13 protein-coding genes are annotated in these 12015 nt (G+C 37.2%); 5 read left to right on the top strand and 8 right to left on the bottom strand.

The window, feature by feature from the left end; all coding sequences use genetic code 11:
* Positions 1-5: 5 nt before the first annotated feature.
* From ACJVDH_RS11345 to ACJVDH_RS11320, 6 genes are all read right to left on the bottom strand, one after another.
* A complete protein-coding gene (locus tag ACJVDH_RS11345) occupies positions 6-449 on the bottom strand; it encodes an SRPBCC family protein (RefSeq protein WP_443943518.1) in 444 nt (147 codons plus the stop codon).
* Between the two features lie 15 nt (positions 450-464).
* Positions 465-887, bottom strand: coding sequence for a VOC family protein (locus tag ACJVDH_RS11340; protein ID WP_443943517.1), 423 nt, complete (start codon positions 885-887; stop codon positions 465-467).
* 84 nt (positions 888-971) lie between these two features.
* A complete protein-coding gene (locus ACJVDH_RS11335) occupies positions 972-2345 on the bottom strand; it encodes an exonuclease domain-containing protein (protein ID WP_443943516.1) in 1374 nt (457 codons plus the stop codon).
* Positions 2346-2523: 178 nt separating this feature from the next.
* Positions 2524-3147, bottom strand: a complete 624-nt coding sequence (locus tag ACJVDH_RS11330; RefSeq protein WP_443943515.1) for a hypothetical protein — start codon at positions 3145-3147, stop codon at positions 2524-2526.
* Between the two features lie 5 nt (positions 3148-3152).
* On the bottom strand, positions 3153-3515 hold the full coding sequence (locus ACJVDH_RS11325; protein WP_443943514.1) for a response regulator: 363 nt from the start codon (positions 3513-3515) through the stop codon (positions 3153-3155).
* 98 nt (positions 3516-3613) lie between these two features.
* Positions 3614-4342: a LytR/AlgR family response regulator transcription factor gene (locus tag ACJVDH_RS11320; protein ID WP_443943513.1), complete on the bottom strand. Its 729-nt coding sequence runs from the start codon at positions 4340-4342 to the stop codon at positions 3614-3616.
* Positions 4343-4753: 411 nt separating this feature from the next.
* Here ACJVDH_RS11320 and ACJVDH_RS11315 point away from each other — a divergent pair, with 411 nt between their 5' ends.
* The 4 genes from ACJVDH_RS11315 to idi all read left to right on the top strand — a co-directional run bounded on the left by ACJVDH_RS11315 (position 4754) and on the right by idi (position 7356).
* Positions 4754-5038 carry a hypothetical protein gene (locus ACJVDH_RS11315; RefSeq protein WP_443943512.1) on the top strand — a complete coding sequence of 95 codons (285 nt, stop codon included), beginning with the start codon at positions 4754-4756 and terminating at the stop codon, positions 5036-5038.
* Between the two features lie 72 nt (positions 5039-5110).
* Complete coding sequence (locus ACJVDH_RS11310; protein ID WP_443943511.1) at positions 5111-6001, top strand: MerR family transcriptional regulator; 891 nt, start codon at positions 5111-5113, stop codon at positions 5999-6001.
* Positions 5998-6834, top strand: a complete 837-nt coding sequence (locus tag ACJVDH_RS11305; RefSeq protein ID WP_443943510.1) for a phytoene/squalene synthase family protein — start codon at positions 5998-6000, stop codon at positions 6832-6834. The genes ACJVDH_RS11310 and ACJVDH_RS11305 overlap by 4 nt, the downstream gene beginning before the upstream one ends.
* On the top strand, positions 6835-7356 hold the full coding sequence (idi, locus tag ACJVDH_RS11300) for an isopentenyl-diphosphate Delta-isomerase (protein ID WP_443943509.1): 522 nt from the start codon (positions 6835-6837) through the stop codon (positions 7354-7356). It begins immediately after the preceding gene.
* Between the two features lie 288 nt (positions 7357-7644).
* On the opposite strand, the gene ctlX is transcribed toward idi, so the two are convergent.
* Together ctlX and ACJVDH_RS11290 are read right to left on the bottom strand one after the other, a co-directional pair.
* Positions 7645-8562 (bottom strand): citrulline utilization hydrolase CtlX, encoded by a 918-nt coding sequence (gene ctlX / locus ACJVDH_RS11295; protein WP_443943508.1) that lies wholly within the window; start codon positions 8560-8562, stop codon positions 7645-7647.
* Positions 8563-8581: 19 nt separating this feature from the next.
* A complete protein-coding gene (locus tag ACJVDH_RS11290) occupies positions 8582-10027 on the bottom strand; it encodes an arginine deiminase family protein (RefSeq protein ID WP_443943507.1) in 1446 nt (481 codons plus the stop codon).
* Between the two features lie 142 nt (positions 10028-10169).
* On the opposite strand from ACJVDH_RS11290, the gene argS reads away from it, so the two are divergent.
* Entirely contained in the window at positions 10170-11939 is a 1770-nt protein-coding gene (argS, locus tag ACJVDH_RS11285; protein WP_443943506.1) for an arginine--tRNA ligase, read from the top strand.
* Positions 11940-12015: the final 76 nt, after the last annotated feature.

The following is a 12015-nucleotide window of genomic DNA, read 5'->3' as shown; positions in this document are numbered from 1 at the left end:
TTTGCCTAAAGTAATTTATTAAGCTGCTCAAGGTATTTTTTCAACGCATCATTAGCGAAATAATTCCAACCGCCAGTAAAACTCTCGCGGGTAAAATTAGCACCTCCAGATGCAAAACTTTCCGTTCCGGAATGACTTAATACCAATTTGGTAAAATCGCCGTCTTCCGATAGTGCCCAGGTTACCTCAGAATTTCCGGCATAACCTTTATAACGCCACGTATATGCAATTTTTCTGCCTGGCACCAATTCTATAACTTCACATTGGTGAACGTATTGCGGACCTTCATCCGGGCCGCCAGAAAACTCGAAGGTGAAGCCGATTTCTGGTTTAAACTCTTCCAACTGGAAATACCATTTCCGCAATTGCTCATTTTCGGTTAATGCAGCCCAAACTTTGTCAATAGGCACGTGGTAAATTGCTTTTACAAAAATTGGTTGGTTTTCCATCGCGTTAGATTTATTTTATTCGTCGCCCAAAGGTATTTTTGTGGTATCCATGTATAAAATATTCCAGCGTTGTCCGTCAAGATCAGCAAATCCGCATCCATACATCCAGCCATCTTTATAACCGGGTTCTCCATAAATGGTGCCGCCTGCAGCCACAACTTTCTGCGCCAGTTCATCAACTTCCTGTTCACTTTCGGCATCAAAAGAAAACAGTACTTCGTTTCCTGTACTTGGATTTACGGCGGGGCCACCGGCAAAACTTTCATATAACGATTTTTCAAAAAGCATTAAGATTAGATTGCTATCACCAATTACAAAAGAAGCAGAAATGTCATTTCCACCAAATCCGGCATTGGGGCGAAAGCCAATTTCAGTAAAAAAGGCTTTTGATTTATTTACATCTTTTACTGGAAGATTAATCCAAAGAGATTTTATCATGGGACGAGGTTTTTTCCTAAAGATAGAAAACCATCGATTATAATGGTAGGGATTTGAAGAGAAATCTAAAATTTTATACAACCTTTAAAGCCGATACAATTTTTGCGGAAACTGTTCTGCGTGATTTAAAATCAAATTGATGATGTATCCGTTAGATTGATAAACCGATAAGTCGTTTTTCACTGTCGATAAACCTTCTGATAAATAATTTCGATCTGTAAAATAGCCCATTCCGTAAAATTTGCCATTTTCTACCACCAGGCAACTCAATTCATCTTCAGCTCTTCCTTCGTCAACAAGAGCAAAACTTGGCTGTAAGTTCTGAAATTCTTCAAGTGCAAGCTTTAACCGTTTATTGTATACGGCAACGGTTTCTATACCGCTGCACGCGCCAAAACATTCTCCGTTTTGATGCGCAATGCAGGTAACAGATCGTTTTTGCAGATAACATAGTTTTGCACAAAGTTGATATTTTTCTACCATCTGGTTCAAGAAATTGTAGCCAGAAGAAAGGTTTGTAAAGCTTTGAATAGCCTTGTTTTCTTTCTTATGTTTATCTATTGCGAGCCTTAAATAACCGTTCTGATCTTCAAAAACATAAAGATCATATTTGTGTTCAAAACGTTTCATGGCCCGGTTATTTTCTGGCCATAAACGCTTTATTTCATTTGCTTCAAGTATTAACGCCATCAGTTCGGTACCGCATACAACAAAATCTACATCGTAAATTGTACGCAAAAAATCTTGCCTTTGTCGGTTAGATTTATTTCCGGTAAAATGGCTGAATACTCTTTTTTTCAGGTCTTTGGCTTTGCCAACATAAATAATTTTGCCTTTATTGTCTTTAAAATAGTAAACTCCGGGTTGGCTTGGTAGTTTTGCTACAATGCGTTTATCCAAATTGGGTGGCAAAACCTGATCTTTTGATGTTTTTTTTAGCATTTCTGCCATAACACCTTCTTGATCTGTTTCGAGTAATAAATTGAAAAGAATACTGGTGGCATTGGCATCGCCCATAGCACGGTGTCTGTTTTCAATAGGAATTTGTAAAGAAGCACATAATTTCCCTAAGCTGTAAGAAGGTTTTCCCGGAATAAGTTTACGGCTCATCCGCACCGTACAAAGTTTTCGGCAGTTAAGATCGTAGCCACAGCGCGCTAAATGATGCCTTAAAAAGGAATAATCGAAGTTTACATTGTGCGCTACAAAAACCTTATCGTTAAGGAGTTGGTAAATCTGCAATGCAACATCTTCAAAAGTTGGTGCATCAACAAGCATCTCGTCATCAATGCCGGTTAGGGCAGTGATGTAATCGGGGATAGATTGCTTGGGATTTATTAGTGTACTAAATGACTCTACAATTTCATGTTCATCATGAATGTTAATGGCTACTTCGGTTATACCATTTGCAGAAGCATGGCCACCAGTAGTTTCAATATCGACGATTGCATATAACATTTCAAATTCCTTTACGACTACAAATTTATGCTAAAAAAATTAGTACAAACAAGTTTTTTGAAAATTTAATATTCCATGCATAATTTGATCTACTACCTGTGGCGAAACTAAAAGTAATCCAAAACAAAAAAAAACGGCTGCATTATTAAAAGCAGCCGTTTTTTTATAGGCGTATTCCTTATTTTTTTCTAACTAATTTACTTAGGTTTGGCTTAATCCCAAATGAAACCGGAACGGTATTAAAAGTGCGGTCTTGAATTTTACTTAGTCCGCGCATATAGCTAGACTCTATAAAGAGGTTTACGCCCCCAAGACTGTATTCTACTCCGGCACCGGCTTCAATAACACCCATTCCAATAGTGCGGTTGTTCATTGTAACTTGTAAATTGTTTTGGGTTACTGCTGCTTGCGGTGTTAATACAAAACCACCTCCGCCGCCGGCGAAACCATAAAAGCCCCATTTATTTACAATTTTTCTGTAACCTAAGGCGAGATTAAGTAAATATGTTGTAGAGCGGCCTCCTTGTACATTATAGGTATAGCCTTCATCTGGTATTTGCTGGTTAAACTTAAAGGCATGTAAATTTAGTTTTGGATAAAGAAATAATCCGCCTTCTCCAAGTCCGATGTTGGCACCAAGCGTGGTAGAAATTTTAGGTTTTAGAAAATCTGCGCTTTCACCGATGGGAATAGATGTTCCTATGCCGCTCATAGAATATAATTTATCTGGCCTTTGTGCCTGCGCGTGCAGTGCAATGCCTAAACTTAAAGTTAATGCCAGGCTCAATTTTTTTAGTTTCATGTTTTTCAGTTATTGGTTAAAAGGTTCACTTTTTGAAGTAGCTCTGTCAAATTAAAAGGTTTCTCCAGGTAACTATCCGGATGGTATTGCTGTGCGGCAATATACCTTTCATCAAAACGAGCCGAAGCCAGCATGACTGGAATTTTAGACGTTTCCGGTTTTTGTTTTAGTTGTTTAAAAACCTCACGTCCGTCCATTCCATTTAACATAATGTCCAGAATTATCATATCTGGATGGAAATCTTCTATGGTTTTAAAAATGTAGCGAGGCGATAAAAGTGGATAAACAGTATAATTATTCGTTTCCAACGCGAGTTGATAGACTTCCAAAATATCAGGATCGTCATCAACAACCAGTATTCTTTTCAAAATTTTAAATTAATTTATTGCAAATGGTATATGCTAATACAATTTTTTTACCTGAATGTTTGCGATACGTTTAATTTGAATACTACAGGAAGGGAATTTTAATTTTGTTGCTGGATAAATTCTGCAAAACGATCTTTAAAAGCTTCGTCAATTGCATAAGTTAAACCTGTGGTAATCACCACCTGAGTGTGGTCCAGGATACTCTTTATGTGTTGTTTTGCAACGATAACCGTGGGTTGAATTTGGATAAATGCCGGATGCCGCCTAAGCATTTTAATCATTTTGTTAAAATTGGTTTTTGCACTTAGAAAAAGACCTTCGCCCGTAATAAAGCGAATATCTTCATTCAATTCTTCGGCAACGATAAGATCATTCAGATTCATTCTGATCAATTGCCCGCCTTCATTAACAACCGGAATATAGAAAAAGTTCTGGTCATTTAATGCAAATGCTTCATTATTTTGGTTGATGGTTGGATATAAATTGTTAATGATTTTGGCAAAATGAAGAATCGAATATGGTTTTAATAAATAAGCATCTGCTTCTACCTTAAAAGCATCTATAGCGTATTTTGCATGTGCGGTGGTAAAAATTAAATGTTTTGTTTTTTGCCTTAAAAGCGAAGCAAGTTCTATCCCTGAAAGCGCTGGCATCTCTACGTCTAAAAAAATAATGTCTACAGCCGCATCGGTCTTAATTTCTTTCAATGCTTTCATGGGTTCAGTGAAAGTTTTAACCAATTGCATATCAGGAACCTTATCTAAATATGATTTTAGATTTTCTAAAGAGTCGAGGTCATCATCAATAGCAATACAGCTTATAGACATGTTGTTTAGCGTTTTAATAGGTAATTTTAAGTAGCTGTGAAATTTGTTTTACAGCCAATAACCTACGAATATAGTGCTTTACCACTCGTTTTTTGTTTATAAAATGTAAGACGATGCATAATTTGATCGATTTTAATGTGCTTCTAATCTTTCCCATAAAAACAGCAGCATTTTTTAGCATTCTTTGATGAAGTTAGTATACGTATTTGTTTTCCGCTACGGAAAAAACAGAAAAAAATCAAATTATATTCTTCGTCCGCAACCTCAAAACGCCATTTTTTTGGTTAACGATATTCTGAGGTAACTTAATACGTAAAAAAAAAACAATCAATTTCAAACAATTTTAAATAAGTTATTGTACTATAGTTAGTTAGGTGTGACTTAGTTTTCAAAAATCAAAAATGACATCCCATGAAAAGATCAATGTCTAAAACCAAAACCAACAGAATGAATGTTTCTATCACAAAAAAAGTTATCGAATTGCAGGAGCAAGGTTACGATTGCGATTTTCTACTGCTTGCAAACGGAAGCTTATTGTGTATGCAAACCAATTTTATCTATCCACTGAGTAGCCTTTATATACAAAAGCTTGAACATGGTTATGATTTCTTCAGCCATTGCTACAAACATGTCCATACCATTGAAACAGGAAATGGCGAGCGTGGCGTGTTATTGACGGAGAAAGAAGTGTCATAGAATTTTTTCCTGAAAGAAACTTTGTGTGTGCTTTTTTGTTTAGATTTACAATTCTGATATTTAAACAAAACAATGTATACCATTTCCGATCTGGAGCAGCTTTCTGGCATTCAAGCCCATACCATCCGGATTTGGGAACAACGATATAATGCGCTTAAACCGGTAAGATCTGCCGGAAATACTCGCGCTTATGATGATGAACAACTTAAAAAGCTGCTTAATATTGTTACGCTTAATAAAGCGGGTTTAAAAATTTCTAAAATCTGTAAACTCACTGCAGAGCGTTTTAAAACGTTGCTAGACCGTGCACTTATTCAAGATATTGCAATCAGTAGTTTTGATGATGTTATTAATAGCTTAATCCAGTCGGCTTTTGCGTTTGATGAAAATACTTTCCATTCATTGGCCGATTCCAATATCAGCGTACATGGTTTAACAATTTGTTATAAAAATATTTTTTATCCACTCTTGGTCAAGCTGGGGATGATGTGGCAGAAAAGTGATATTTGCCCTGCGCATGAACACTTTATTTCCAATTTAATCCGCCAGAAGATCTGCCGCGAGCTGGAAGCTTTGCCGCTTTGCCAAAAACCCGCTGCTACTTGGTTGCTTTTTCTTCCTGAAGATGATGACCACGATATTGGTTTATTGTTTGCGAGTTATCTGTTGCGTCTTCATAACCAGAAAGTCGTTTTTCTGGGTACCAAAATGCCTTTAAAATCTGTAGAAAGCGTCATGAAAGACATGTCGATTGATCATGTTTTTTTATTTATTGTTCGTTTAAAATCAACAAAAATTATCCGGCAATATATCAACCAGTTGATGGCGATTTCTAAAAATTCTAAAATACACCTGGCCGGAAACCGCCAAATGCTTGATCAATTACCCAATGATACTCTTTTAAACAAGGTGAAAAATCTTGATGAATTTGTGGCCGCTTTATCCAATCCAAAAACGATATGAAGAAAATATTTGATGAACTTTCGGCAGAATGCAGCCGTATAACAACCAAAAAATACAGCACCAGTTTTTCACTGGGAATTTACTTTTTGGAAAGAAAACTGCGACAGCCCATTTATTCAATATATGGCTTCGTGCGTTTGGCTGATGAAATTGTAGATAGCTTTCATCAGTTTGATAAAAAGTATCTGTTGGAAAAATTTAAGCAAGATACTTTTGAAGCTATCGAACAGGGGATCAGTCTCAATCCGGTTTTAAATGCTTTTCAAATTGTTGTAAACCAATATCGGATTGATCATGAATTGATTCGGCTATTTCTGCGCAGTATGGAAATGGATTTAGAAGATCAAATTTACGATCGGAATTTATATAAAGAGTACATTCTCGGATCGGCAGAAGTTGTAGGCTTAATGTGTTTGAAAGTATTTGTACAGGGCGATATTGCTGCGTATGAAAAACTAAAACCTTACGCCATGAAGTTGGGATCTGCTTTCCAGAAAGTCAATTTCCTTCGCGATATTAAAGCCGATCATTTTGCATTGAAACGAAATTATTTCCCGAATGTAAATCTTGCAGAATTTTGCGATAACCAAAAAAGAGATATTGAACGCGAAATAGAAAGTGAACTGGCAGATTCCTTAATTGGCATTAAGATGCTTCCGGCAGGTTCTGGAAGAGGTGTGTATCTATCCTATATTTATTACCTCAAGTTGTTTTGTAAAATAAAAGGTTTAACTGCTGAAAGGATTATGTCTGAGCGCATCAGGATTTCTAACCGCCGAAAAATTGGGTTAATGTTTGATTCTGTAATCCGACATAAATTAAAAGTGATATAAGTGGAACAGATTATACTGGTTGATGAGTGTGACAGGCCGCAAGGTTTGATGGAAAAGATGGAAGCGCATGAGAAAGGAGTTTTACATCGCGCGTTTTCGGTATTTATTTTTAATAGCGTAGGGGAGTTGCTGTTGCAAAAGCGTGCGTTAAACAAATACCATTCTGGCGGCTTGTGGACAAATACCTGTTGCAGCCATCCACGAGAAAATGAAAATAATCTTGATGCAGCAAACCGCCGTTTAAATGAAGAAATGGGCATGAGTTGCGTGCTTACCTACGGATTTAATTTCGTTTACAAGGCTATTTTTGACGATGGTTTAATAGAGCATGAATTTGATCATGTTTTTTTTGGTGTTACAGACGAGCGGCCAAACATCAATATTGAAGAAGTAGAGGATTATGCATACGTTTCTCTTAAAAAACTTCGAGAAGATATTTTAATGAAACCGGAGCGCTTTACGCCTTGGTTAAGAATTTGCCTGGACGAGGTAGCCAAACACATTGAAAATAGCCCTAAATAAAAAACGGGCATATAACCTAAGTCATATACCCGTATCTAAATTAACGCTCTCGAGGACAAATATAGGGTTACTTTTTAATTTCACGAATCCTTTAACATTTTTTTTAAATGAACCTGTGGTCGATTTAAAATGAAGAAGATGTAATTGATTGTTTTTTAGTTTTTTAAGCTCTTAATTTGAATCGTTATAAATTTCCAATTGGCTGATGATTTAACGTTTTACACATTTGTGTTTGATGTGTGGCAACTACTTTTGCATTTTCTAAAGCCGCAAATTAATCGGCTATTTTTAATTTTCGCGTAGCGGAAGATGAATTTCTGCAAGCATGCAACGTGCACTGCCGCCGCCGTTCTGCTCAATAGTATTTAATGGCGCATAAATAATTCGGCAATATTGTTCCAGTTTTTCAATTTGCTCAGTCCCCAATACAGAATATGCTTGTGTAGACATGACCAATAATGCTTCACCATCATCATTTTTTACTTCGAGCATGTTGCCGGCAAAATGATTCATTTGGTCTAAAGTAATTTCAATCACTTCTTTTCCTCCGGCGTTTAATGAACGTTTTACCATTTCTCGATCCAGCTCATCCGGAATACATTGTAAACATATCACGGCGAAACGACTGCCTACGCACATCATTACATTGGTGTGGTAAATTGGAAAACCTGCAGCATCTGCAGCATCAAAATATACCGGTTTGTAACCGGAAAGCATGCAAAAGTTACTTAATGCGTCAATATCTGTACGGACGCTGATGCATGCATATGCAATTTTTTCATCTCGATCCAACACCATGCTGCCAGTGCCTTCCAGATACACGCCTTGTTGTTCAAAAAAACTCAAATCGCCGATGTGGTTTACTTCGAATCTGTTTTTAAGCTGCTCTATGATGTCCAATCTTCTTTCCTGGCGGCGATTTTCAGAAAACATTGGATATAAAAATACCGAACCATCATTATGGAAAGATACCCAATTGTTTGGGAAAATAGAATCTGGAGTTTCTGGATTTATAGTATCATCTACAACCAGAATATGTACGCCATTGTGTCGAAGTATTTCAACAAAACCATCAAACTCTGCCAAAGCTTTTGTTTGTACATCTGCCTGAACCGATTTTACCTGAAATTTATTGTTTCCTGCTGTTTGTGTATTGAATTTGAAATCGACCGGGCGAATCATCAATAACTGATTGGTTGCTTGCATATTTTTTTTGTGTTCAGGTTTAAGACAAATGATCGCGTAGAAGTGGCAAACTCATACAATGGAAACCACCACGCGCACGTGAAAGTTCTGCAGAAGGCATCAGTATTAACGTATCTTTAACGGTTTCTGCGTCTGCCTTTCCTGTCTCAAGATTCTGAATTAAATCCTGAACATACACCACGTTAAAACCATTTTCTTTAAATGCCTCTACTGTTTTATCGTTCCGGTCGTATCCCAAAACAACACCTTCTTTTAAAGCAACCAGGTTGCAAGAGTCTGTCCACTGTTCCCTTGAATCATAAGGGAAAATATTATTTCCGCTGTAAATGATTTTAGTTGGTTCTGTACTTTGCAAATCGTTCTGGCTAATGTCATTCAGTAAAGCTTCTACATGTGCAAAAATGCGTGGTTCATTTTCTCCTTTTACAAATTGTAAAGCCGTTGTAGCTTCCAGTTTTTCCGGTTCTTTTAAAAAGTTAATCGGCTCATACGGATTGTATTTTGGCGAATGTGCGATAGAATTTAAAATTACCCAAACATTTCGTTTAACTTGTGTGAAAACGGTGTCTAAATGCATATAATCCCGTTTGTTAGGGATTTTTACCACCGTAACTTTTTCTACCACATCGTTTTCAAAGAGCAGTTTAATGGCTTCATTGGCACCTTCTGCAGATGTCCGTTCGCTACAGCCAATCAATACATGTTTCGGACTTACCATCATAACGTCGCCACCTTCAAGTGTGGTTCTAAATTCAGGTTCGTCGCCTGGTCTCAGAAAATGATAAGTTGGGTCTGGTATTTCAAGTACATGGTTTTGGTATCCTTCAAAAATAGGGTGGTTAAAAAAGATATAGCGCATTAACAAAGTTTCGCGAACGCGGGCTTTTTTAGCTGGCTTATTGAGTAAGATATAATTGTTGATGGTTGTGCCAACATCACGTGTAAAAATCAGATTTGGAATAGGCGCAAAAATCATTGTATCGTCTGCCAGAGTTCCGGAGATAAAAATCTCTGCAAGTACTTTCGGGTCTGTATTTACCAGTTGCATTTGCACTTTGTAGGTGCAACCTTCTATAGCAGCTACTGCGGCAACCAGTTTTTTTCTGATGGATTCCATTTCCAGGATATCAATCAGCAGCTTTTGAATTTCAATGACTTCAGAAGAATTGTGGAAATCTGGATGGTTCGGTTTAAAAAACGCACGATCGGCTTCTGGAGAATCTATTTCGGCAAGTTTTCCTTTTATCTTTTTCGGATCCAGGAAATACATGAGCAATTTGGTGTAATAATCGTACTCGTCTTTCCTGATAGTGTCTAAGTGTACAATATCTTCAAAAAGCCAATCTTGTGCTTTGGATGGAACAACTTTTCCCAATCCGCTATCCGGACTGTGCACCAGTAGTTTACGTAATCTGCCAATCTCTGTATTGACATCGATTTTAAATTCTTGTTTAGGCTCGCTCATAATAAGTAGTCAGTACAAATTTATCAGAATTTTTGGAGTATCAGGCAAAGCGCTCCAGGTATAGGGAAAACTTGGTCTGCACAGATGCTAAATAAATATTTCTGATGTTTCAGCTTTACGCTTTAATCGCTATTTTTGGCGCATGAACTTTATTATTACTGCTACACAGAAAGCCGTTGCTGAACTTTATGGAACAGAGGTGGATGAAAGTGTGATCAATATACAGGAAACCCGGAAAGAATTTGAAGGCCAGGTGACTATTGTGGTGTTTCCAATTACCAAATTTTCTAAAAAATCACCGGAGCAGACCGCTACAGAAATTGGTGCTTATTTGCAGGCAAATGTAGAAGAGGTAAGCAACTTTAATGTTGTTAAAGGTTTCTTGAACCTCAGTTTGGTTGAAAGTTTTTTCCTTAACCTTTTCAATAATCATGTCTTGGCCGGTGATTTCGGCGTTTACCCGGCAAATGGTAAAAAAGTGATGGTAGAATACTCTTCACCAAATACCAATAAACCACTGCATTTAGGGCATGTGCGCAATAATTTATTGGGTTATTCAGTTTCTGAATTGCTTAAAGCTTACGGTTATGATGTGGTAAAAGTAAATCTAGTAAATGATCGTGGTATTCATATTTGTAAATCGATGCTGGCTTGGCAGAAATGGGGAAATGGAGAAACGCCAGAAAGTTCTGGCCTTAAAGGCGATCATTTGGTTGGAAAATACTATGTGATTTTTGACAAGGAGTATAAAAAGGAAATTGAAAGCCTTGTAACCAACGGACAAACAGAAGAAGAGGCCAAGAAAAATGCACCGTTAATTAGAGAAGCGCAACAAATGCTTCTGCAATGGGAAGCTGGAGATACAGACATAATTTCCCTTTGGGAGAAAATGAATGGCTGGGTATACGATGGTTTTAACGTAACATATAAAACACTTGGCGTTGATTTTGATAAATTTTATTACGAAAGCAATACCTATTTGCTTGGAAAAGATACAGTAGAAGAAGGTTTAGCTAAAGGCGTTTTCTTTAAAAAAGATGACGGTTCTGTTTGGATTGACCTTACAGCAGACGGACTAGACCAGAAACTGGTGTTGCGCGCGGACGGAACTTCTGTTTACATTACACAGGATTTAGGCACCGCGCAAATGAAATATGACGATTTCGGTATGGATGAGTCTATTTATGTGGTTGGGAACGAACAGGATTATCACTTTAAAGTATTGTTCCTTATTCTCGAAAAACTAGGCAAAAGCTGGGCAAAAGGTTTGTATCATTTATCTTATGGAATGGTAGATTTGCCTAACGGAAAAATGAAAAGCAGAGAAGGTACTGTAGTAGATGCTGATGATTTAATTGCGAATATGGTGGCTACGGCAAAAGAGAAAACCGTAGAACTGGGCAAAATAAATGATTTTACTGAGGCAGAGCGTGAAGAATTGTATCACAACATTGGTATGGGCGCTTTAAAGTATTTCTTGTTAAAAGTAGAACCGAAAAAACGCTTGTTATTCAATCCGGCAGAAAGTATAGATTTTCAAGGTCATACCGGTCCGTTTATACAATACACGCATGCGCGGATCAAATCTTTGCTCAATAAAGCAAATTTTAGCTTAGAAAAAACAGCAAATCATGCAGATGTTTTACCTGTAGAATTGGAAATGATTCAGTTGCTGGCAAAATATCCGGACGAGCTGGCTATCGCTGCGAAGGCTTTTAGTCCGGCTAGTTTGGCCAACTATATTTACGAACTGGCGAAATTGTTTAATAAGTTTTATCACGAAGTTCCGGCAATTGTAAAAACAGAAGCAGGAGAAGCCAAACAGTTTCGTTTAAATCTGTGCAAGAAAACGGCGGATGTTCTTTTTTCAGGAATGAAGATATTGGGCATTACTTGTCCGGAGAGAATGTAGTTGCATCATAGAAAAGCTAAGGTTTACTTGGAAAGCAAGTGTAAACCGCTTTGTTTTGATTGCATTTTCAATTCTT

It is taken from the genome of Pedobacter terrestris (assembly GCF_052343045.1).
Taxonomy (GTDB): Bacteria; Bacteroidota; Bacteroidia; order Sphingobacteriales; family Sphingobacteriaceae; genus Pedobacter.
The sequence above is the reverse complement of the archived record's forward strand: the minus strand, read 5'-3'. Positions and strand labels throughout refer to the sequence as shown.

Coding starts and splice junctions, on each gene's coding strand:
- ctlX (WP_443943508.1), bottom strand. CDS start 8,562: ATGCAAGCAACCAATCAGTTATTGATGATTCGCCCGGTCGATTTCAAA.
- ACJVDH_RS11305 (WP_443943510.1), top strand. CDS start 5,998: ATGAAGAAAATATTTGATGAACTTTCGGCAGAATGCAGCCGTATAACA.
- ACJVDH_RS11290 (WP_443943507.1), bottom strand. CDS start 10,027: ATGAGCGAGCCTAAACAAGAATTTAAAATCGATGTCAATACAGAGATT.
- ACJVDH_RS11320 (WP_443943513.1), bottom strand. CDS start 4,342: ATGTCTATAAGCTGTATTGCTATTGATGATGACCTCGACTCTTTAGAA.
- ACJVDH_RS11315 (WP_443943512.1), top strand. CDS start 4,754: ATGAAAAGATCAATGTCTAAAACCAAAACCAACAGAATGAATGTTTCT.
- ACJVDH_RS11310 (WP_443943511.1), top strand. CDS start 5,111: ATGTATACCATTTCCGATCTGGAGCAGCTTTCTGGCATTCAAGCCCAT.
- ACJVDH_RS11345 (WP_443943518.1), bottom strand. CDS start 449: ATGGAAAACCAACCAATTTTTGTAAAAGCAATTTACCACGTGCCTATT.
- ACJVDH_RS11340 (WP_443943517.1), bottom strand. CDS start 887: ATGATAAAATCTCTTTGGATTAATCTTCCAGTAAAAGATGTAAATAAA.
- ACJVDH_RS11335 (WP_443943516.1), bottom strand. CDS start 2,345: ATGTTATATGCAATCGTCGATATTGAAACTACTGGTGGCCATGCTTCT.
- ACJVDH_RS11330 (WP_443943515.1), bottom strand. CDS start 3,147: ATGAAACTAAAAAAATTGAGCCTGGCATTAACTTTAAGTTTAGGCATT.
- argS (WP_443943506.1), top strand. CDS start 10,170: ATGAACTTTATTATTACTGCTACACAGAAAGCCGTTGCTGAACTTTAT.